The following is a 21,475-nucleotide window of genomic DNA, read 5'->3' as shown; positions in this document are numbered from 1 at the left end:
TTATAACCACAAAGCTGAGGCCGGTAAAAAAGATTTTTTCAATCGGAGCCATGGGGGATTCAAAGGCTCGTCAATCGTCCGAAGTCTTGCCCTTGTACTCGCACAGATCCTCGATGCGACAGGCACCACAGCGCGGTTTGCGCGCCTGGCAGACGTAGCGGCCGTGGAGGATGAGCCAGTGGTGGGCGTCCAGCAGGAACTCCTTGGGCACGAACTTGAGCAGTTTCTTTTCCACTTCCAGCACGTTCTTGCCGGGCGCGATGCCGGTGCGGTTGCTGACCCGGAAGATGTGCGTGTCGACCGCCATGGCCGGCTGGCGGAACGCGGTGTTGAGCACCACGTTGGCGGTCTTGCGGCCGACCCCTGGCAGCGCTTCGAGGTCCTCGCGGTTGTCCGGCACCACGCTGCCATGCTTCTCGATCAGCAGGCGGCAGGCCTCGATGACGTTCTTCGCCTTGCTGTTGTACAGGCCGATGGTCTTGATGTACTCGGACAGGCCCTCGACGCCCAGGGCGTAGATCGCCTCCGGGGTGTTGGCCACCGGAAACAGCTTGGCCGTGGCCTTGTTGACGCTGACGTCGGTGGCCTGGGCGGAGAGGGTCACCGCCACCAGCAGCTCGAAGGGCGTGCTGTAGGCCAGTTCGGTCTTGGGCTCGGGGTTGTCTTCGTGCAGGCGGCGGAAGATCTCAAAGCGCTTGGCGGCGTTCATCGGGCGTCGTCTTGGTTGAAGTGGCAGAGCAGGGCGAATATCAGGCCGAGCAGGATAAAGCCACCGGCGCTGTGCGTCAGCAGCGGCAGGCTGGCATTCCAGTGCCAGCCCGTAGCGGACGGGCCGAGCAGCCAGTCGGCGTGAGCGAACAGGCTGCCGTGGCCGAGGGCCTCGCGCAGCACACCCATTGCCAAGGCGGTCAGGGCGAACAGCAGGCCCGCCTGGGCAGCACGCTTGGCGCTGGTGTCTTCGACGAGCGCCTGGGCCAGACACGGCAGCACTAATAACGGCAGGAACAGTGCGAGCGCCTTGGCCAGCTCGGCGCTGAACAGTTGCAGTATCAGCTCGGCGCAGCTGGCCAGGATGGCGCCAATCAGCAGTGCGGCGAGTGCCAGGCCGTTGCCGCTGAGGCGAGTGCGCAGTGGCGCCAGCAGCAGGGCGCACAGCGGGATCAGCAGCAGGCCGGCCAGGCCGATGCCGAGTGCCTTGATCAGCAGGTCGGTACAGCCGATCAGCGGCGCCAGGGTAAGCAGCTGCAGGCCGCGCTTCATGGTCGCACCTCCAGCAGTCGCTCGCGTTCGGCATCGAAGAAGCGCAGGGCGCGCTGCAGGGCATCCGTCACCGCGCGCGAGGTGACGGTGGCGCCGGCGATCTGGTCGATGCGGCCGCCGTCCGCGCGCAGGCTCCAGTCTGCAGCCAGGCTCTTGCCATCGAGGCTGCGCAGCCAGCTGACCCGCTCGAGGGCCAGGAGGTCGGCCAGGCCCGGCGTTTCCTGCTGCTGCAGGACCTTGCTGGCGAGCAGGCGGCCATCCGGCGTGATGGCCACCAGCAACTGGATCGGTCCTTCATAGCCGCGGGCGGACACCGGCAGCAGCACGGCGCTGGGCCGACCGTTCAGGCTGGCCTGGTAACCCTGTTCGGCGCGGCCATTGCCCAGTAGGCCGCCGGCCGCCAGGGCGATGGGCTGCTGCAGCGGGCGGTTGTCGTAGCTGCCGGCGGGCAGCAGGTCGAGCAAGGCGCGTTCGGCCGCGGCCTGGCGCTGCTGCTCGATACGCGGTGCGGCGAAATGCTGCAGCAGGGCGAGCAGGCCGGCGCCGAGCAGGGCGATCAGCAACAGGAGCAGGGCGGCGCGCTTCATCGCGGCGCTCCCTGGCGGTCGAGGCGGGTGACGCAGAGGTTCATCAGTAGCACGGCGAAGGCCAGGCCGTCCGGATAGCCGCCCCAGGTACGGATGACGTAGGTCAGCAGGCCGACGCCGATGCCGAAGTACAGACGCCCGCGCTGGCTGTCCGGGCCGCTGACCGGCTCGGTGACGATGAAGAAGGCGCCGAGCATGGTCGCGCCGCTGAACAGGTGCAGCAGTGGCGAGCCATTGGAGTCCGAGCCCGAGCCGTTCCAGCACAGCAGGCTGACGATGAACAGGGCGCCGAGCATGCCGACCGGCGCCTGCCAGCGGATCACCCTCTGTTGCAGCAGGAACAGGCCGCCGGCGAGAAAGGCCAGGTTGACCCATTCGACGCCACGCCCGCCAATGCCGCCGAAGGCTGGGTGGCTGGCGAACAGCTCGTCGATGGTCAGGCGGTCGTTGTGGCGCAGGCTGTCGAGCGCCGTGGCTTGGCTCCAGCCGTCCGGCAGGCCGGAACCGAAACCTAAGATCTGCTGCAGCCCGGCGAGCAGGTCGTGGCCACTGCCGGGCGCCGGCCAGTGCACCATCTGCGCGGGAAAGGCGACCAGGGCGAAGGCGTAGCCGAGCATGGCCGGGTTGAACGGGTTGTTGCCGAAGCCGCCGAACAGCGCCTTGCCGAACAGGCTGGCGAAGGCGGCGCTGGCCACGGTCAGCCACCAGGGCGCATAGCTGGGCAGCGCCAGGGCCAGCAGCAGGGCGCTGATCAGGCCGCTGCCTTCGGCCAGTAGCGGCTGCTCGAACAGGCTGTGCGGCTTCAGCGTAAGTGGCTGGCCGCGCAGGCGGCGGGTCAGCAGGTCACATGCGATGCAGGTGACGATGGCCAGCAGCAGCTGGATCAGCAGGCCCCAGCCGTTGAACCAGAGCAGGGCCAGGGCGCCGGGCAGGCAGGCCAGCAGCACCCGCTGCATGCTCGGGCGCGGGTCGAAGCGCAGTTCACTGCTGCTGATGGTCATGCAGCTGTCGCTCGGCATCCGCCAGACGCTGGCGGGCCTGCTGCAGGGCTTGCGGGTCGACCGCCGCGGCATTGGCCGTCATGTGCCGCTCCAGGCGCTGCAGCTCGGCGCGGGCGTAGGCGTGTTCGGTCTTCAGTTCGCGCAGCCTGAGATCCACTGGCTGCTTGTCGGTACGCACCAGGTCCGGTAGCGGCTTGCCGCTGGCCTCCTCGGCGGCATGCAGGGCTTGGGCGGCAGCCTCCAGATTGGCGCGTAGCACCTGCAAGGCAGCGTCATCCGCGCCCTGGCGTGTGGCCTTGTCCAGCTCGGCACGGCGCAGGGCGAACTGGATCTTGGCCTGCTTGAGCGCGGCGATGCCCGCAGTGGGCGCTGCGGGCGCCGGCGGCGTGGCTTGATCCAGAGCCTGTTGGGCGCGCTCGGCGGCTAGGCGCAGCTCCTCCACCTGGCGCTGCAGCTCGGCATTGCCGCGCTGGGCCAGCTGCTTCTCGGCCTTGGCCAGCACCACCTTGGCCATGGCTGCCTCGATCTTCAGGCGCTTGTACTGGTCGTCGGTGGCTGCTGCTGGCTGTGCGACGGGGACAGCTGGAGCCACTGCTGTACGGGGCGCGCGCTCGGCTTTGCGCCTGGCTTCGTCGCGCGCCAGACGGGCGAGGTGCGCCTCATGGCGGCGGCGGAACTGGTCAGCGCGCTGGCGCTGAGCCACGGCCTCAGCGTCGGCCAGCGGCAGAATGTCGATGCAGTCGACCGGGCAGGGCGCCACGCACAGCTCACAGCCGGTGCATTCCACACTGATCACCGTATGCATCAGCTTGGCCGCGCCGACGATGGCGTCCACCGGGCAGGCCTGGATGCACTTGGTGCAGCCGATGCACTCGGCCTCGCGGATCAGGGCGATTTGCGGCGGTACGGCGGGCAGCTCCAGCGGCAGCTCCGGCACGTCGAGCAGTTGTGCCAGGGCGTGGATGGTGGCTTCGCCGCCGGGCGGACACTTGTTGATTGCCTCGCCGTTGGCGATGCCTTCAGCGTAGGGCTTGCAGCCTGGGTGCCCGCATTTGCCGCATTGCGTCTGCGGCAGCAGGGCGTCGATGGCCTGGATGCTGATCAGTGCGCTCATGCCGCCCCCAGGCCATTGAAGCCGAGGAAGGCCAGGCTCATCAGGCCGGCGGCGATCAGCAGCAGCGGCGTGCCACGCAAGGCGGCCGGTACGTCGCACTGTTCGATGCGCTCAAGCAGGTCGCTCATCAGCTGCAGCACCAGCCAGAAGCCCAGGCCGCCGCCGACACCCAGCGCCAGCGCGGCCGGGAAACTCTCCAGTGAGCGGGCCAGAACGGCGGCGCCCAGGCCATTGCCCAGCAGCAATGGCCATAGCTGGGGCTGGGCCAGGTCGGCGCGCCAGCGCGCCAGCAGGGTCAGGACCAGCCCGCCGAGCGCGGCCAGCAGCGGCACGCACAGCAACAGGTGCAGGTAGGCCAGGTCGACCGCCTGCAGCAGTCGCTGCAACAGCCAGGCGCCGGGGGCGACGAACAGGATCAGCAAGGCAGCGGCCGGCCCCAGCGCCTGCGCGCGGGCATGGCGCAGGGCATCGGCGGCCAGCGGCAGGCCGAGAATCAGATTGTTGACCAGCGCTGCGCCGATCAGGGCGAGGAGAAAGTCGGTCATGCGCATGACTCCAGGCCCGCGGCGAGTGCCGCGAGGCCTGTTACAAGGCTAGTTCAGCTTACTTGACGCGCTGACCCGGCTTGGCGCCGCTGTCCGGGCTGAGCAGGTAGATTTCCTCGCCGCCGGGGCCGGCGGCCAGGACCATGCCCTCGCTGACGCCGAACTTCATCTTGCGCGGGGCCAGGTTGGCCACGTACAGGGTCAGGCGGCCTTCCAGCTTGCTCGGGTCCGGGTAGGCGGACTTGATGCCGGAGAACACGTTGCGCTTCTCGTCGCCGATATCCAGCGACAGGCGCAGTAGCTTGTCGGCACCTTCGACGAACTCGCACTTCTCGATCAGGGCGATGCGCAGATCGACGGCGGCGAAGGCGTCGAAGTTGATCTCGGCGGCCAGTGGGTCCTTGGTCAGTTCGCCATTGCCCTGCGGCTTGCTGGCTTCGGCGGCGAGGTCTTCCTTGGAGGCTTCGGTCATGGCGTCGATCTTCGCGGGTTCGATACGGGTCAGCAGCGGGTTGAACGGGTTCAGCTGGTGGTTGGCCAGCGGGGTGGCCAGATCATGCCAGGTCAGCGGGGCGACGTTGAGGAAGGCCTCGGCGTCGGCGGCCAGCTTCGGCAGCACGGGTTTGAGCAGGATCACCAGCTGGCGGAACAGGTTGACGCCCAGGGCGCAGATTGCCTGCACCTCGGCCTGCTTGCCCTCGACCTTGTTCAGTGCCCAGGGCGCCTTGTCAGCGATCCAGGCGTTGGCACGATCGGCCAGTGCCATGATCTCGCGCATGGCGCGGGAGAAATCACGCGCCTCATAGGCCTCGGCGATGCTAGGCGCAGCAGCCTGGAAGGCGGCCCACAGCTCCGGCTCGGGGTTGGCGTCTACGAGAACCCCATTGTTGCCCTTGTGGATAAAGCCGGCGCAGCGGCTGGCGATGTTGACCACCTTGCCGACCAGGTCGGAGTTGACCTTCTGCACGAAGTCCTCGAGGTTCAGGTCGAGGTCATCGACGCCGCGGCCCAGCTTGGACGCGTAGTAGTAGCGCAGGTATTCCGGGTTCAGGTGGTCCAGGTAGGTGCGCGCCTTGATAAAGGTGCCGCGCGACTTGGACATCTTCTGGCCGTTGACGGTCAGGTAGCCGTGCACGTTGACCGCGGTCGGCTTGCGGTAGCCGGCACCTTCGAGCATGGCCGGCCAGAACAGGGCGTGGAAGTTGACGATGTCCTTGCCGATGAAGTGGTACAGCTCGGTGGTGGAGTCCTTGCCCCAGAAGGCGTCGAAGTCCAGTTCCGGGCGCTTGGCGCACAGGTTCTTGAAGCTGGCCATGTAGCCGATCGGCGCATCCAGCCAGACGTAGAAGTACTTGCCCGGCTCGTCGGGGATCTCGAAGCCGAAGTAGGGCGCGTCGCGGGAAATGTCCCACTCCTGCAGGCCACCGTCCAGCCATTCGGCGATCTTGTTGGCCACCGCCTCCTGCAGGGCGCCGCTGCGGGTCCACTGCTTGAGCATGGCCTCGAAGTCCGGCAGCTTGAAGAAGAAGTGCTTGGACTCCCTGAGCACCGGCACGGCGCCGGAGATGGCCGAGCGCGGGTTCTTCAGCTCGGTCGGCTCGTAGGTGGCACCGCATTTCTCGCAGTTGTCGCCGTACTGGTCCTCGGCCGCGCACTTGGGGCAGGTGCCCTTGATGAAGCGGTCGGCGAGGAACATGCCCTTCTCGGGGTCGAAGTACTGGGTCACCGCGCGGGTGGCGATATGGCCCTTGTCGCGCAGCGCCAGGTAGATCGACGCGGACAGCTCGCGGTTCTCGTCCGAGTGGGTCGAATGGTAGTTGTCGAATGCCACGCCGAAGTCGGCGAAGTCGGCCATGTGCTCGGCGCGCACGTTGTCGATCAGCTGCTCGGGCGTGATGCCTTCCTTCTCGGCGCGCAGCATGATGGCCGAGCCGTGGGCATCGTCGGCGCAGACGTACACGGCCTGGTTGCCGCGCAGCTTCTGGAAGCGCACCCACATGTCGGTCTGGATGTACTCGAGCATGTGGCCGAGGTGAATCGAGCCGTTGGCATAGGGCAGGGCGCTGGTGACGAGAATCTTGCGGGCTTCGGACATGGTGATCGGGCCATCGGGTGTTACGAGGGAAGTCGGCCACTATATAGGCGCGGAAGGTTTTTTTCATCCGCGGGGCCGGGTGTACGGAGGAAAACCGCGCCGCGTTTTCCTCCGGACGGAGCTTGCGGTGGAAAAGACCTTCGGTGGTTTTCCACCCTACGGTAAGATGCCCGCCTGTTTTGCTCAGCCTTTCGGAGTTGCCCCATGAGCGCCGTCACCCGCGAAGCGGTCGAAGCCCGCCTGCGTCAGTTCACCGACCCCCACCTGAATCAGGACCCGGTCTCCGCCGGTTGCCTGCGCGAAGTCGATATCCAGGGCGACAAGGTCGCCGTGCGTCTGGAGCTGGGCTACGCCGCCGGGCTGTTCAAGAACGGCTGGGCGCAGATGCTGCAGATGGCCCTGGAAGGCCTGGATGGCGTGGAGTCGGCCAAGGTGCAGGTGGATGTGGCCATCGCCGCGCACAAGGCCCAGGAGCAGGTACCGGCGCTGGCCGGGGTGAAGAACATCATCGCCGTGGCTTCCGGCAAGGGCGGGGTGGGCAAGTCCACCACCGCCGCCAACCTGGCCCTGGCCCTGGCCCGCGAAGGCGCGCGCGTCGGCATTCTCGATGCGGATATCTACGGTCCCAGCCAGGGCATCATGTTCGGCATCCCGGAAGGGACGCGGCCCAAGGTGCGCGACCAGAAATTCTTCATACCGCAGGAGGCTCACGGCGTACAGGTGATGTCCATGGCCTTCCTCACCGACGACAACACCCCGGTGGTGTGGCGCGGGCCGATGGTTTCCGGCGCGCTGCTGCAGCTGGTGACCCAGACCGCCTGGGACGACCTGGACTACCTGGTCGTCGACATGCCGCCGGGTACCGGCGATATCCAGCTGACCCTGGCGCAGAAGGTGCCGGTGGCCGGCGCGGTGATCGTCACCACCCCGCAGGACCTGGCCCTGCTCGATGCGCGCAAGGGCGTGGAGATGTTTCGCAAGGTCAACATCCCGGTGCTCGGCGTGGTGGAGAACATGGCCGTGCACATCTGCAGCCATTGCGGCCATGCCGAGCACCTGTTCGGCGAAGGCGGTGGCGAGAAGCTGGCGGCCCAGTACGGTGTTGACCTGCTGGCATCCTTGCCGCTGTCGATGGCCATCCGCATGCAGGCTGACGGCGGCAAGCCGACCGTGGTGGCCGATACCGAGAGCCAGATCGCCATGATCTACCAGGAGATGGCACGCAGCGTCGGTGCGCGTATCGCTCTGGCAGGTCTGGGTGCGTCGGCCATGCCGACCATCGAGATCAGCGACGACTGAGGCCTCAGGGCGTCAGCAGCGAGCCGCCTTCACTGGGGAACTGCCGGGAGCGTAGTTCCTCGGCAGTCAGCTCACGACCGATCCAGAGGTGGACCTTGTTGGCGCCCGCGCAGCGGCAAAGCTCATACAGGCCGCGCCGTTCCATCTGCGTCAACCCACCCTCCAGATGCTCTAGAGGGTGCAGCACCACTTCCGGTTTGAGGAAGGTTTTCCCCGCAATCTGGCGCACGAGCAGCTGCAGGGTCTTCTCCGCAACGGTGAAGTCTGCCAGCAGTGAGCGCGGGTGGTCGAAGCCGTTGAGTATCTCCACCTGTGGTTGCCCCTGCAGCTTTGCAGCAGCGTGGCCAACGGCAATGGCCTCGCGCTTGCCCTTGACGGTCTGCAGTGCCAAGACTGGCGGTTCGTCGAAGGCCATGCCGGACGGCAGGTGTAGGCCGCTGAGGCTTCGCGATCTGAGCTTCAGGTAGAGCAGGGGTGTCAGGTTTCTGAACATGTGGTCATCCGTGGCGCACTGGAAAAGGCGCACAGCCTAACGATGGCTGAGCTGCCCGTCGACTCGCCCTCGCCCCTTTGCTGGATGCCCTGGTGACCGGTAAGATGCGCGATCATTTTTCAACCACTGCTTTCAGGACGCCTGCCATGAGCATCAAATCGGACAAGTGGATTCGCCGCATGGCCCAGGAACACGGGATGATCGAGCCCTTCGTCGAGCGCCAGATCCGTGGTGCCGACGATAGCCGGGTGATCTCCTACGGCGTCTCCAGCTATGGCTACGACGTGCGCTGCGCCGCCGAATTCAAGGTGTTCACCAATATCCACTCGGCGGTGGTCGACCCGAAGAACTTCGACGAGAAGAGCTTCGTCGACATCAACAGCGACGTCTGCATCATTCCGCCGAACTCCTTCGCCCTGGCCCGCACCGTCGAGTACTTCCGCATCCCGCGTGACGTGCTGACCATCTGCCTGGGCAAGAGCACCTACGCGCGCTGCGGCATCATCGTCAACGTCACCCCGCTGGAACCGGAGTGGGAAGGCCACGTGACCCTGGAGTTCTCCAACACCACCAACCTGCCGGCGAAGATCTACGCCCACGAGGGCGTGGCGCAGATGCTGTTCCTGCAGTCCGACGAGGCCTGTGAAGTGTCCTACGCCGACCGTGGCGGCAAGTACCAGGGCCAGACCGGTGTGACCCTGCCCAAGGCCTGACGGCATCGGGACAGAAAAAAGCCGGGCAATCGCCCGGCTTTTTCGTTGCTGGCCTCAGGGCACCAGTGGCAGCTCGCGCTTGTGCCGGGTGTTGTCATAGGTGCGCACGATGGTGGCGTAGGCAGCCTCGCTGACCGGCTGACCGTGCAGGAAGGCGTCGATCTCGGCGTAGCTGACGCCGTGGGCCTCCTCGTCCGGCTTGCCGGGGCGCAGCTCTTCCAGGTCGGCGGTCGGCGTTTTCATCACCAGGTGCTGCGGCGCCCCCAGGTACTGGGCGATGGCACGTACCTGGCCCTTGACCAGGCCGGACAGCGGCGCCAGGTCGCAGGCGCCGTCGCCGAACTTGGTGAAGAAGCCCATGACCGCCTCGGCGGCGTGGTCGGTGCCGATCACCAGGCCGTTGTTGGCGTTGGCGATGGCGAACTGGGCGACCATGCGGATGCGCGCCTTGATATTGCCGTTGACGAAGTCGCGGCGTGCCTCGCTGAGCTTCTGCAGGTGCGCGACCTGTTCGCCCAGGCCGCGCACGCTGCTGGCGATGTTGACCGTGTCGTTCTCGTCGGCGCGGATGAATTTCAGCGAGTCCTGGGCGTCGTGCTCGTCGTGCTGGGTGTCATGCGGCAGGCGCACGGCGATAAAGCGATAGCCCGAATCTCCGGTCTCGGCACGCAGCTCCTCGACCGACAGCTGGGCCAGGCGCCCGGCGGTGGTGGAGTCGACGCCGCCGCTGATGCCCAGCACCAGCACCTTGAGGCCGGAGTTTTGCAGGCAGTTCTTGATGAAGCGCTTGCGCCGCTCGACTTCCGCCACCAGGGCGGCTTCGTCGGCAAAGGGCGGCACGACGTCGAGTGCGGCGGCGATTTCGGCTTGGCGGTTGCTCATGGCGGGGTCCTCAGACACGGAAAACATGTTTCAGGTAGCTGACGAAGTTCTCGTCGCGGCACTGGGTCTTGCCCGGTGCGTCGGAAATCTTGGCCACCGGCTGACCGTTGCAGGCGGTCATCTTGATCACGATGTTCATCGGCTCGACGCCGGGAATGTCGCAGGTCAGCTTGGTGCCGATGCCGAAGCTTACGTTGATCCGCCCGCAAAGTGCACGGTAGAGCTGCAGCGACTTCTCGAAGTCGAGGCCGTCGGAGAACACCAGAGTCTTGCTCATCGGGTCGATGCCGAGCTTCTCGTAGTGGGCGATGGCCTTCTCCGCCCACTGCAGCGGGTCGCCGGAGTCATGGCGCAGGCCGTCGAACAGCTTGGCGAAGTACAGATCGAAGTCGCGCAGGAAGGCATCCATGGTGATGCAGTCGGTCAGGGCGATGCCGAGCAGGCCGCGGTATTCGCGCACCCAGCAGTCCAGCGCGGCGATCTGGCTGTCGATCAGGCGCGGGCCGAGCTGCTGGTGGGCCATCAGCCATTCGTGGGCCATGGTGCCGATCGGCTTGAGGTCCAGCTCGCGCGCCAGATGCACGTTGCTGGTGCCGACGAAGCGCCCGGGGAAGTCGCGCTTCATGATCTTCACCATTTGCTCCTGCACGCGGAAGGAGAAGCGCCGGCGGGTGCCGAAGTCGGCCACCTGGAAGCCTTCCAGCTCGCTGGCCGAAGCCTCGGCCCTGAGCCAGTCGAGTTTCTGGTACAGGCGCTCGCTGGCCTGCTCCAGCAGCACTTCGCGGTAGCGATAGCGGTTGCGTACCTCGCTGATGATCGCCAGCAGCGGGATCTCGTAGAGGATCACGTGCAGCCAGGGGCCGCGCAGGCGGATGCACAGCTGGCCGTCCTCGATGCCGGTCTGCACGTGGCGCGGGTTGAAGCGGAACAGGCCGAGGAAGCGGATGAAGTCCGGCTTCATGAACGGGATGCGCTCGAGGAAGGCCAGCTGGTCGGCGGTGGCCTCCAGCTCGGCCAGGCGCTCGATCTGGTAGCGGATCTCGGCCAGGTAGGGCGTCAGGTCCTCGCTGTTGCGGCAGCGGAACTCCCACTCCACCTCGGCGTTGGGGTAGTTGTGCAGCACCGCCTGCATCATCGTCAGCTTGTAGAAGTCGGTGTCCAGCAGGTTCTGCACGATACGCTCGGCGAATACGCTCTCGGCCATCTCAGTTGTCTCCATCCATGTTCAGTGCCGCATCCAGCTCATCCAGGCTGGCGTGCAGGGCGATGCCGGCGGCGCGCATCTCGGCGCAGGCGCTGTTGGCGGTGTCTTCGGCGATGGCCCGGCAGGCCGGCAGGTACACGTCCACCGCGAAGCCGGCGCGGCGCAGCTGCAGGGCGGTGGTCTTCACGCAGTAGTCCAGGGCCAGGCCGCCGACCAGCACGCGGTTCACGCCATTGTGCCGGAGAAACTCGATAACGCCCGTACTGCGCTTCTCGGCCAGGTCGTGGTAGCAGGCGCCGTAGGGGTGCAGGTCCGGTTCCACGCCTTTCCACACGAAGTAGTCGTAGTCCAGCGGGGCGGGCAGCTCGTCGAGCAGCTCGAAGCCCGGCGTGCCAGGCACGCAGTGGCTGACCCAGGACAGGTCGGCATTGGCCAGCGGCAGCGGCTTGAGCATCTCCGCATGGCTCGGCGCCACCCAGGCGGCCTGAGGGCTGTGCGCATCCTTGCTGCCCAGGCGCAGGCTGGCACGCGTGGCCAGCTGGTTCAGCGCGGGGGCTATGGCATCGCCACCGGGAACCGGCAGCTCGTCCGGGCACAGCGGGGTGAAGCCCTTTTGCGCGTCGACGTCGAAGCTGGCGATTTTCATCTTGGCATTCCTCGTTGCCCTGGAGATGGCTACATATTCCATCTGATGAAATAAGTTGGCAAGCGGTTTTCTCTGCCAGGGGTGAAATTCTGTGAGTTATTCGTCAAGATGAAATAAGTATGAAGATTCTCAGGAGAAGGCATGAGTACTGCCGAAGTGCTGGCCGGGGTGGATATCGTGGCGCTGCGTCTGGGCGAGGAGGGGGCGCTGGAGTTGCTGCTGATCCGCCGCGGCCAGGCGCCGTTCGCGGAGCAATGGGCATTGCCCGGCGTGCTGGTCAACGGTCGCTGCGCCGATGCCAGCCTCGACGCTGCTGCCGCGCGCGCGCTGCAGGACAAGGCGCGCATCGCCCCGGCGCATCTGGAGCAGGTCGCCACCGTCGGCAACGCGGTCCGTGACCCGCGCGGCTGGTCGTTGTCGACCTTCTATCTGGCCTTGCTGGCGCCGGATGTCGAACTGCAGGGGGCTGATCTGCGCTTCGTCACCTTGAGCGAGGTGCTGGAGGGGCGCCTGGCACTGCCGTTCGACCATGCCCAGCTGGTGCTCCAGGCAGCCGAGCGGCTTGCCGGCAAGGCGCTGTACACCGCGCTGCCGCTGTACCTGCTGGCACCGCGCTTCACCGTCACCGAGGCGCTAACCGCGTTCCAGGCCTGCCTCGGCCAGGCGGTGCAGCACACCACCCTGCGTGGGCGGCTGGAGAAGATGAAGCAGCAGGGCTGGGTGCTGGACAGCGGGGAGAAGAACCAGCCGAAGATGGGCCGCCCGCAGAACCTGCTGGAGCATCGGCCGCAGGCCGCCGGAGGGTTCATTTTCGATCGCAGCGTGCTGTCCTGAGGTGAATTTGGCCGGGCTGTCGGCTACGCTGCGAGAAACTCCCGAAGTACTGTCGCCCGCACCGGCGGGCAGTGGAAGTCATCCATGAAGCTCCATCTTTACGCCCTGGCTCTGCTCCTCGGCTGTTTCGCCTTGCCGGCCGGGGCCGCCGGGCTCGCCGCCGAGCTGGTGGACGGCCAGGGCCAGCCGCTGGCCAACGCCGTGCTCAGCCTCAAGGGCGTGGGTGCTTCGGCGCGCAACGAGCCGGCGATCATGGATCAGCGCGACAAGCAGTTCATGCCCACCGTGCTGGCCGTGCGCAGCGGCACTTCGGTGAAGTTCCCCAACAGCGACGACATCCGCCACCACGTCTATTCCTTCTCGCCGACCAAACGCTTCGAGCTGCGCCTGTACAAGGGCACGCCGAGCGAGCCGGTGCTGTTCGACAAGCCCGGCGTGGTGGTGCTCGGCTGCAATATCCACGACTGGATGGTCGGCTACGTCTATGTCACCGACGATCCCTGGTTTGCCGTCAGCGACGAGCAGGGCCGGCTGATCCTCGATGGCCTGCCGGCGGGCAGCTACCAGGTCACCCTGTGGCACCCGCAGCTGGAGAACATGCTGCCGCTGAGCGCCGGCACCCTCGAGGTGCCTGCGGCCGGGTTGAGCCAGCGTTTCCTGCTGCGGCTGGCTGGCGCTGCCGTGGCCCCGGCTGCGCCCAAGCCCAGTGCCTTTGGCGAGGCCTTCAGGAAGGCGGCGAGTGAAGTTCAGCCATAGCTTTCAGGCGCGCATCGCCGGGGTCCTGATCCTCCTCCTGTCGGTGGTGGTGGGCGCGCTGTACTTCTCGGTCAAGGCGGCCACCGGCGTGGCGGTGCAGAGCCAGCTGCGCGAGGACCTCGGCGTCGGTGGCCGGGTGCTGGAGCAGCTGATCGAGCTGCGCGGCAGCCAGCTGCGCGATGCGGTGCAGGTGCTGGCGGCCGACTTCGGCTTCAAGGACGCGGTGGCCAGCGGCGACGGCGACACCATTCGCTCGGCGCTGGCCAACCATGGCGCGCGCATCAATGCCGACGCCGTGTTGCTGCTGGCCCTGGACGGCGCCCTGCTGGTCAGCAGCGACCAGCGCATCGGCGCCGCGGCGGCCGAGCGCCTGGCCGGGCGGGTGGCCGAGCAGGCCGGGCAGGGCGCCCATGTGTTCCTGTTGCCGGTGGAGGGCGAGGTCTACCTGCTGGTGGCCTCTGCTGTCAGCGCGCCGCTGCCGATCGCCCGGGTGGTGATGGGCTTCCACATCGACGAGAACTTCGCCCTGGAGTTGCGCGAGCTGACCCACCTGGAGCTGACCCTGGTATCGATTGAGCGCGGCGCGGCCACCGGCTGGATCAGCACCCTGCCTCCCAGCGTGCATGAGCGCCTGCGCGAGGAAATCCTGCAGCAGAAACAGGACAGCGGCAGCCGCCTGCTGCAGGCCGGCGACCAGCGCTACCTAGGCGAATGGCGCAACCTGGCCAGCGCCGGCGATTACCAGGTGCTGGCGCTGCTGCACAAATCCCTGGACCAGGCCGAGCAGGCCTTCGCCCCGCTGGACCATGACATTCTGCTGATCGCCCTGGCCGCCTTCTTCGGCTCGCTGCTCGGCGCGCTGCTGCTGGCGCGCAGCCTGGCGCAGCCGGTGCAGGAGCTGGCGCGGGTGGCGCGACGCATCGGCCTCGGCGACTACTTCACCCCGATTACCCTGCAGCGCCGCGACGAGTTGGGCAGCCTGGCCCAGGCCTTCACCAGCATGCAGGAGGGCATCGCCGAGCGGGAGCGGCAGCTGGCCCACAACGCCCTGCACGATGCCCTGACCGGCCTGCCCAACCGCACCCTGGCGCTGGAGCGGCTGGGTAGCGCGATCAGCGCGGAGCGGCCCACCGCGCTGCTGCACATCGGCGTGGGCAACTTCCGCTCCATTCTCGACAGCTGTGGCGCCGATGGCGCCGACCTGGCCCTGCAGCAGCTCAGCCGGCGCCTGCAGGCTACCCTGCGCCCCGGCGACAGCCTGGCGCGGCTGGTCAACGACGAGATGCTGCTGATGCTGGAGAACAGCGACAGCGATAACGCCATCGCCGCGGCGGACCGTCTGTACCAGCTGCTGCTCAAGCCGATGCGCGTCGGTACCCTGGACGTGGCCCTGGACTGCAGCATCGGCATCGCCGCCTATCCCACCCATGGCAACAGACCGGACGATCTGCTGCGCCGCGCCGCCATCGCCATGCAGGACGCCGCCCAGCAGTCCGGGCGCCTGGAGCTGTATCAGGAGGGCCGCGACGCCGCCCACCAGCGGCAGATCAAGCTGGTGCGCGATCTGCGCCACGCCGCCGAGCGCGGCGAGCTGATCCTCTATTACCAGCCCAAGCTGGATATCCCCGGGCGCCGGGTGCACGAGGCCGAATGCCTGCTGCGCTGGAACCATCCACACTACGGCATGGTGTCTCCCGGCGAATTCATTCCGCTGGCCGAGCGCACCGGCAGCATCCAGCTGCTCACCACCTGGGTGATCGGCGAGGCCCTGCGCCAACTGCACGAATGGAACGGCCATGGCTTGGTCATGCAGGTGTCGCTGAATATCTCCGCCGAGGACCTGGTCGATCTGCAGCTGGCCGAACGGGTCCAGCGACAGTTGGCGGAGCAGGGCGTGGCCGCCGAGCAACTGGTGTTCGAGATCACCGAGAGCGCCATGATGCGCGATCAGCAACGCGCCCTGGATGTGTTGCTGCGCCTGCGCGCCTGCGGCATCCAGCTGTCGGTGGACGACTTCGGTACCGGCTACTCGTCCCTGGCCCAGCTCAAGCGCATGCCGGTGCAGGAGCTGAAGATCGACCAGTCGTTCATCCGCGAGCTGGACGAGCACAGCGAGGATGCGGTCATCGTCCGCTCCACCATCGAGATGAGCCACAGCCTGGGCCTCAAGGTGGTGGCCGAGGGCGTGGAACTCGCCCCGATGCTGGAGCTGCTGGCGCGCTGGGGCTGCGATACCGCCCAGGGCTATCTGATCGGCAAGCCGATGCCGGCCTCCGCCTTCGAGCAGTGGCTGCGGCAATGGCAGGGCTCCCCACTGGCAAAGGTATTCTGAGCATGCGCACACGCCTGATCGTTCTCCTCTGCGGCCTGTTGCCGGCCCTGGCCGGCGCCGAGCAGGGACGTCTGCTGGCCACCGGCGGTGCCACCAGCATCGACGGCGCGGCCGGCGGCGGTATCGTGCCCTGGGCGGTGCTGGCCGGTTATGGCGAGGAGGGCGAGTGGGGCGCCACCAGCTTCCTGACCCGGGTGGAGACCGGCGACTACCGCCTGGACGTCGGCGGCCTGGCGGTGTCCTACGGCAACCGCGTGGAGCTGTCCTACGCCCGCCAGCGTTTCGACCTGGGCACCCTGGCCCGCGATCTGAGCCTGCCGGACAACAGCCTCAGCCAGGACATCCTCGGCCTCAAGGTGCGCCTGTTCGGCGACCTGATCTACGACCGCCTGCCGCAGGTTTCCCTGGGTATCGAGCACAAACGGCAGAAGGACTTCCTGGTGCCCAGCCTGGTCGGCGCCGAGCGTGACGAGGACAGCGAGGCCTATCTCGCCGCCAGCCGTCTGCTGCTCGGTGCCGCCTTCGGCTACAACCTGCTGCTCAACGGCAACCTGCGTTACAGCCGGGCCAACGAGCAGGGCCTGCTGGGCTTCGGTGGCGATCGCCGCGACGAGCACTCGCTGCTCAAGGAAGGCTCCATCGCCGTACTGCTCAACCCGCGCTGGGCGGTGGGTGTGGAGTACCGCGAGAAGCCGGACAACCTCGGTTTCGCCGGCGAAAGCGACTGGTCCGACCTGTTCGTCGGCTACTTCCCCAACAAACACCTGTCCGTGGTGCTGGCCTACGCCCGGCTTGGCGAGATCGCCGGGCTGGACAACCAGGACGGGGTCTACCTGTCGCTGCAGGGGAGTTTCTGAACATGCGCGGATTGTCGATCATCCTGGCCTTGCTGCTCGGCGCCTGCGCCGCCAGCCCACCGCCGCCGACGGACGACAGCCTGTACCGCGGCCTCGGCGAGCTGCCGGGGATCACCCGCATCGTCGAGGGCATGCTGCTCAACGCGGCGCGCAACCCGCGCATCACCCATCACTTCGCCGATGTCGACATCGAGCGCCTGCGCGACAAGCTGATCGAACAGATCTGCGTCGAGGCCGGTGGGCCCTGCGTGTACACCGGCGACAGCATGGAGGAGAGCCACAAGGGCCTGAATATCGACCGCGGCGACTTCAACGCGCTGGTCGAGGACCTGATCGACGCGATGGACGCCGAGGGTGTCGCCGTGCCGGTGCAGAACCGCCTGCTGGCGCGCCTGGCGGCCATGCGCGGGCAGATCATCGGGCGCTAGCGCCAACTCCTGCACATCCGCTCGCGGTGGCGCTGGCCAGACGCCCGCCGTCTCGCTGGATTGCCCGGTGCGCCGCGCGGCGCGATCTCAGCCAATTTCAGGGAGCGAAACCATGAGCAGCAAGCGTCTTCTGGCAGGTCTTTTCAGCGCCGTCCTTCTGGCCGGTTGCGGCGACAGCGAGCAGAGCATGTCGGAAAAGGCCGGCAAGGCGGTGGGCGATGGCCTGACCGGCTTCCTCTCCGGCGTCGGCAGCAGCGTCGACGAGCAGATGAAGGTACAGACCGAGCTGAGCGAGGCGGCAAGCGCCGCCGGCCTCGGCGTGACCACCGGCAAGTCCGCCGGCATGGGCGATCCGGACAAGACCTTCACTATCTACCTGATTGCCGGCCAGCCGTTCAAGGGTACCCTGCTGGCCGGGGCCTTCGACAAGGATGGCCAGGAAATCGGCCGCTCCAGGGCCGAGGTCGATCTCCAGAAGGACGATGCCGACTACGTGGGCTTTGTCTTTCACCAGCAGATGGACAGCCAGCTGGTTAGCAAGTACCGCATCGATCTCGCGCGGTAGCACCGTCGCGGCAGGGCAAGCCTGCCGCGATAGCGTAAAGTTCCCCGCTCCGGAGTTTTTCGCAAAAAGTCCGGAGCTTTCTGCAAGAAGCCGTCATCCCCCTGTCACTAGAGTCCTGCATCCCGTCACCGGAGGCATGCGCTTGCGCGCCTTCGGCGTTGGGCTAAACCCAATGCAGAGGTCGCCTGCGTGCGACCTGCGGCCGTTTCCGGGAGAGGAGCGGCGTGATGCGACGCCGGCTCCGGGCGTCAGTCTTCATAGCCCTGGCCGTATGGACGGGGTGTTCGAGCGTCCGTCACGAGCGGATGTGTTTGCCAACCCCGTCGCGGCCAACCCCGCGACCATAACAACAAGCGAGAGGGCATCCTCCCATGACAGCCAGTACCCCCATGCTGATCACCTTCGTGGTGTATATCGCCGCGATGGTCCTGATCGGCCTTATTGCCTACCTGCGTACCAAGAACCTGTCCGACTACATTCTCGGCGGCCGTAGCATCGGCAGCTTCGTTACCGCGCTGTCCGCCGGTGCCTCCGACATGAGCGGCTGGCTGCTGATGGGCCTGCCGGGCGCCATCTTCGTTGCTGGCATCTCCGAGAGCTGGATCGCCATCGGCCTGGTCGTCGGTGCCTACCTCAACTGGCTGTTCGTTGCCGGCCGTCTGCGCGTGCAGACCGAGCACAACGGCAATGCCCTGACCCTGCCGGACTACTTCACCAACCGCTTCGAGGACAACAGCCGCATCCTGCGCATCTTCTCGGCCCTGGTGATTCTGGTGTTCTTCACCATCTACTGCGCCTCCGGCGTGGTTGCCGGTGCCCGCCTGTTCGAAAGCACCTTTGGCATGAGCTACGAGACCGCCCTGTGGGCCGGCGCCGCCGCCACCATCGCCTACACCTTCATCGGTGGCTTCCTGGCGGTGAGCTGGACCGACACCGTGCAGGCCACCCTGATGATCTTCGCCCTGATCCTCACCCCGGTGATGGTGATGGTGGCCACCGGCGGCATGGACACCACCTTCGCGGCCATCGAGCTGAAAGACGCCACCAACTTCGACATGCTCAAGGGCGCCACCTTCGTCGGCGTGATCTCGCTGATGGCCTGGGGCCTGGGCTACTTCGGCCAGCCGCACATTCTGGCGCGCTTCATGGCTGCCGACTCGGTCAAGTCGATCCCGGCTGCCCGTCGCATCTCCATGACCTGGATGATCCTCTGCCTGGCGGGTGCCGTGGCCGTGGGCTTCTTCGGTATCGCCTACTTCTCCGCCCATCCGGACCTCGCCGGCCCGGTCAGCGAGAACCCGGAGCGCGTGTTCATCGAGCTGGCCAAGATCCTGTTCAACCCCTGGATCGCCGGCATCCTGCTGTCCGCCATCCTGGCCGCGGTGATGTCCACCCTGAGCTGCCAGTTGCTGGTGTGCTCCAGCGCCCTGACCGAGGACTTCTACAAGGCCTTCCTGCGTAAAGGCGCCAGCCAGACCGAGCTGGTCTGGGTCGGTCGCGCCATGGTGCTGCTGGTGGCCGTGATTGCCATCGCTCTGGCTTCCAATCCGGAAAACCGCGTGCTGGGCCTGGTGTCCTACGCCTGGGCCGGCTTCGGTGCCGCCTTCGGCCCGGTGGTGATCCTCTCCGTGCTGTGGAAGGGCATGACCCGCAACGGCGCGCTGGCCGGCATGATCGTCGGTGCCGTGACCGTGGTGGTGTGGAAGAACTGGGTCGGTCTGGGTCTGTACGAAATCATCCCGGGCTTCATCCTCGCCACCCTGGCCATCGTCATCTTCAGCCGCATCGGCAGTGCACCGTCCAACGCCATGCATAAGCGCTTCGACGAAGCCGAGCAGGAATACCAGGACGCCCACCTGTAATACCCTACACGCGATCGGCCGGTCGTCCGGTCGCGTGTTCCGCGTCGCCACAGTCACTCCCTCATCGACTGCCGGCGGCGCACCACGTACGACCCTTTAGTGCTTTACGGCCCACGTCTTCTGGCGATGGGCCGTTTTTTTGCCTGCAGTATTCAGGTGTCGCGACGCTCGTCGATCTGATCGCTGTTGAACAGGTTTTCCAGGTCATTCCGGGCCTGGCGTGCCGTCTGCTGCACTTCGGCCTGGTTGTCGTAGACCCGGTGCTGGGCCTCCAGAACTTCCTCGTCATGGCGTTTGAAGCGCCGTAGGCGGGCTGCCGCCTGCTCTTCACTGAGGCCGAGGCCGCGCAGCACCTGATGGCTCATCTCGAGGCTGGAGTGGAAGGTCTCGCGCACCGCCAGGGCGTTGAGGTCCCACAGCTTGTGCACGTGCTGGCGGTTGCGCGCGCGGGCAATCACCTTCACATGGGGGTAGAGCTTGCGCACCAGTTCGGTGGTCTTGAGGTTGGTCTCCGGATCATCGGTGGCGACGATGAACCACTCGGCCTTGTCCACCTGGGCGGCGCGCAGGATCTCCGGGCGCAGCGGGTTGCCATAGAAGATCGGCATCTGCCCCAGGCTGCGCGACATCTCCACGGCATCCACCGAGTTGTCCAGGGCGACGAAGGGCACGTGCTGGGCGCGCAGGACCCGGGCGATCACCTGGCCCATGCGCCCCATGCCGGCCAGCACCACCCGCGGCGTGTGGCTGTCCACTGTCTTCAGCTCCGGCGGTACCTCGCTCGGTGCACTCGGCGCGCTCTTGAACAGGTGGGCGACGAGCATCACCAACAGCGGGGTGACGGCCATCGACAGGGTAATGGCAATCACCAGCAGATCATGGATGTGCGCGTCGAGCAGCTGTTCGCTGCGGGCCATGCGGAACACCACGAAGGCGAATTCGCCGCCGGCCGCCAGCAGCACCGCCAGCTGCATCGCGCTGCTGCGCGACAGGCCGCCGGCCAGGCGCCCGACCAGCAGCAGTACCGGCAGCTTGAGACCGATCAGCAGCAGGGTCAGGCCCAGCACCAACAGGGGTTCCTGCCACAGCAGCTGGAGGTTGGCGACCATGCCGACGCTCATGAAGAACAGGCCCAGCAGCAGGCCCTTGAATGGCTCGATGTGCGACTCCAGCTCGTGGCGGTATTCGGAGTCGGCCAGCAGCATGCCGGCGAGGAAGGCGCCCAGGGCCATGGAGATGCCGGCCAGCTCCATCAGCCAGGCGGTGCCAATCACTACCAGCAGCGCGGTGGCGGTGGAAACCTCGTGGCTGCCACTGCGCGAGACGATGCGAAACACCGGGCGCAGCAGGTAGCGGCCGCCGAGCACCACCAGGGCGATGCTGCCGAAGACTTCCAGCAGCCCCTGCAGTTCGTTGCCCGGCAGCGGATGCGGGCTGGCCTCGCCCAGCATCGGCACCAGGGCGATCAGCGGGATGGCGGCGATGTCCTGAAACAGCAGGATGGCGAAGGCCATGCGGCCGTGCGGGCTGGTCAGCTCCTTGCGTTCGGCCAGCAGCTGCAGGCCGAAGGCGGTGGAGGACAGCGCCAGGCCGAGCCCGAGCACCATGGCCACGGGAAGGGGCTGGTGGAAGCCGAACAGCGCCACTGTGCCGATCACCAGAGCCGTCAGCAGTACCTGTGCCAGGCCCACGCCGAACACCGCCTGGCGCATGACCCACAGGCGCTTGGGCGACAGTTCCAGACCGATGATGAACAGCAGCAGGACCACGCCCATCTCGGACAGGTGGCTGACGCTTTCCGGGTCGCCGATCAGGCCGAGGACCGAGGGGCCGATCAGTACCCCGGCCAGCAGGTAGCCGAGCACTGCGCCCAGTTGCAGGCGCTTGGCCAGAGGTACTGCCAATACGGCGGCGCAGAGGAATACCACTGCGCCCTGCAGCAGGCTGCCGTCGTGAGGCATGCGAATCTCCTGTTCAAATAGTCCGAGATTAACAGCTCGCC

The 21,475-nt window shown here is 66.7% G+C and carries 21 protein-coding genes; 9 read left to right on the top strand and 12 right to left on the bottom strand.

Translation table 11 applies throughout. From position 1 onward, the window contains the following. Positions 1-70: 70 nt before the first annotated feature. The 7 genes from nth to metG are packed head-to-tail and all read right to left on the bottom strand — an operon-like array spanning position 71 to position 6,602. A complete protein-coding gene (gene nth, locus PA6_RS04205; protein ID WP_021699636.1) occupies positions 71-709 on the bottom strand; it encodes an endonuclease III in 639 nt (212 codons plus the stop codon). Then, a complete protein-coding gene (locus PA6_RS04200; protein ID WP_021699635.1) occupies positions 706-1,260 on the bottom strand; it encodes an Rnf-Nqr domain containing protein in 555 nt (184 codons plus the stop codon). Before PA6_RS04200 ends, nth begins: the two co-directional genes overlap by 4 nt. Next, positions 1,257-1,847, bottom strand: a complete 591-nt coding sequence (locus tag PA6_RS04195; protein WP_021699634.1) for an RnfABCDGE type electron transport complex subunit G — start codon at positions 1,845-1,847, stop codon at positions 1,257-1,259. The genes PA6_RS04200 and PA6_RS04195 overlap by 4 nt, the downstream gene beginning before the upstream one ends. Continuing rightward, entirely contained in the window at positions 1,844-2,848 is a 1,005-nt protein-coding gene (locus PA6_RS04190) for an RnfABCDGE type electron transport complex subunit D (RefSeq protein ID WP_021699633.1), read from the bottom strand. The genes PA6_RS04195 and PA6_RS04190 overlap by 4 nt, the downstream gene beginning before the upstream one ends. Beyond that, on the bottom strand, positions 2,829-3,962 hold the full coding sequence (locus PA6_RS04185; protein ID WP_021699632.1) for an RnfABCDGE type electron transport complex subunit B: 1,134 nt from the start codon (positions 3,960-3,962) through the stop codon (positions 2,829-2,831). Before PA6_RS04185 ends, PA6_RS04190 begins: the two co-directional genes overlap by 20 nt. After that, positions 3,959-4,507: an Rnf-Nqr domain containing protein gene (locus PA6_RS04180; protein ID WP_021699631.1), complete on the bottom strand. Its 549-nt coding sequence runs from the start codon at positions 4,505-4,507 to the stop codon at positions 3,959-3,961. Before PA6_RS04180 ends, PA6_RS04185 begins: the two co-directional genes overlap by 4 nt. Before the next feature lie 58 nt (positions 4,508-4,565). Then, on the bottom strand, positions 4,566-6,602 hold the full coding sequence (gene metG / locus PA6_RS04175; protein ID WP_021699630.1) for a methionine--tRNA ligase: 2,037 nt from the start codon (positions 6,600-6,602) through the stop codon (positions 4,566-4,568). A gap of 204 nt (positions 6,603-6,806) precedes the next feature. On the opposite strand from metG, the gene apbC reads away from it, so the two are divergent. Beyond that, positions 6,807-7,901, top strand: a complete 1,095-nt coding sequence (apbC, locus tag PA6_RS04170; RefSeq protein ID WP_021699629.1) for an iron-sulfur cluster carrier protein ApbC — start codon at positions 6,807-6,809, stop codon at positions 7,899-7,901. Between the two features lie 4 nt (positions 7,902-7,905). Here apbC and PA6_RS04165 read toward each other — a convergent pair whose 3' ends face one another. Then, a complete protein-coding gene (locus PA6_RS04165; protein WP_021699628.1) occupies positions 7,906-8,394 on the bottom strand; it encodes a rod shape-determining protein in 489 nt (162 codons plus the stop codon). 146 nt (positions 8,395-8,540) lie between these two features. Here PA6_RS04165 and dcd point away from each other — a divergent pair, with 146 nt between their 5' ends. Beyond that, positions 8,541-9,107, top strand: a complete 567-nt coding sequence (gene dcd / locus PA6_RS04160; RefSeq protein WP_021699627.1) for a dCTP deaminase — start codon at positions 8,541-8,543, stop codon at positions 9,105-9,107. Between the two features lie 54 nt (positions 9,108-9,161). Here the strand turns inward: dcd and nadE are convergent, their stop codons facing one another. From nadE to PA6_RS04145, 3 genes are read right to left on the bottom strand one after another with little or no spacing between them, the layout of a single operon-like run. Continuing rightward, entirely contained in the window at positions 9,162-9,989 is an 828-nt protein-coding gene (gene nadE, locus PA6_RS04155) for an ammonia-dependent NAD(+) synthetase (RefSeq protein ID WP_021699626.1), read from the bottom strand. A 10-nt stretch (positions 9,990-9,999) separates the two neighbouring features. Continuing rightward, positions 10,000-11,193: a nicotinate phosphoribosyltransferase gene (gene pncB / locus PA6_RS04150; RefSeq protein WP_021699625.1), complete on the bottom strand. Its 1,194-nt coding sequence runs from the start codon at positions 11,191-11,193 to the stop codon at positions 10,000-10,002. Position 11,194: 1 nt separating this feature from the next. Further along, positions 11,195-11,881: a nicotinamidase gene (locus tag PA6_RS04145; protein WP_370453059.1), complete on the bottom strand. Its 687-nt coding sequence runs from the start codon at positions 11,879-11,881 to the stop codon at positions 11,195-11,197. A gap of 99 nt (positions 11,882-11,980) precedes the next feature. Between PA6_RS04145 and PA6_RS04140 the strand changes: the two genes are divergently transcribed. The 7 genes from PA6_RS04140 to putP all read left to right on the top strand — a co-directional run bounded on the left by PA6_RS04140 (position 11,981) and on the right by putP (position 19,473). Next, a complete protein-coding gene (locus PA6_RS04140) occupies positions 11,981-12,673 on the top strand; it encodes an NUDIX domain-containing protein (protein ID WP_021699623.1) in 693 nt (230 codons plus the stop codon). Positions 12,674-12,757: 84 nt separating this feature from the next. Then, positions 12,758-13,429 (top strand): methylamine utilization protein, encoded by a 672-nt coding sequence (locus PA6_RS04135; protein WP_021699622.1) that lies wholly within the window; start codon positions 12,758-12,760, stop codon positions 13,427-13,429. Beyond that, on the top strand, positions 13,413-15,761 hold the full coding sequence (locus PA6_RS04130; RefSeq protein ID WP_021699621.1) for a putative bifunctional diguanylate cyclase/phosphodiesterase: 2,349 nt from the start codon (positions 13,413-13,415) through the stop codon (positions 15,759-15,761). Before PA6_RS04135 ends, PA6_RS04130 begins: the two co-directional genes overlap by 17 nt. Before the next feature lie 2 nt (positions 15,762-15,763). After that, on the top strand, positions 15,764-16,618 hold the full coding sequence (locus PA6_RS04125; RefSeq protein ID WP_021699620.1) for a DUF3034 family protein: 855 nt from the start codon (positions 15,764-15,766) through the stop codon (positions 16,616-16,618). Positions 16,619-16,620: 2 nt separating this feature from the next. After that, entirely contained in the window at positions 16,621-17,046 is a 426-nt protein-coding gene (locus PA6_RS04120; RefSeq protein WP_021699619.1) for a group I truncated hemoglobin, read from the top strand. Between the two features lie 112 nt (positions 17,047-17,158). Next, the gene (locus PA6_RS04115; protein ID WP_021699618.1) at positions 17,159-17,611 is read left to right on the top strand and encodes a hypothetical protein; all 453 of its coding nucleotides are present in this window, start codon (positions 17,159-17,161) and stop codon (positions 17,609-17,611) included. 371 nt (positions 17,612-17,982) lie between these two features. Continuing rightward, complete coding sequence (gene putP / locus PA6_RS04110; protein ID WP_043216245.1) at positions 17,983-19,473, top strand: sodium/proline symporter PutP; 1,491 nt, start codon at positions 17,983-17,985, stop codon at positions 19,471-19,473. A gap of 152 nt (positions 19,474-19,625) precedes the next feature. On the opposite strand, the gene PA6_RS04105 is transcribed toward putP, so the two are convergent. Further along, complete coding sequence (locus tag PA6_RS04105) at positions 19,626-21,434, bottom strand: monovalent cation:proton antiporter-2 (CPA2) family protein (RefSeq protein WP_021699616.1); 1,809 nt, start codon at positions 21,432-21,434, stop codon at positions 19,626-19,628. Positions 21,435-21,475 lie beyond the last annotated feature (41 nt).

The organism is Aquipseudomonas alcaligenes NBRC 14159, assembly GCF_000467105.1.
In the GTDB taxonomy this organism is placed as follows: Bacteria; Pseudomonadota; Gammaproteobacteria; order Pseudomonadales; family Pseudomonadaceae; genus Aquipseudomonas; species Aquipseudomonas alcaligenes.
Note: the sequence above shows the minus strand (reverse complement) of the source record. Positions and strands in the feature narration are given on the sequence as shown.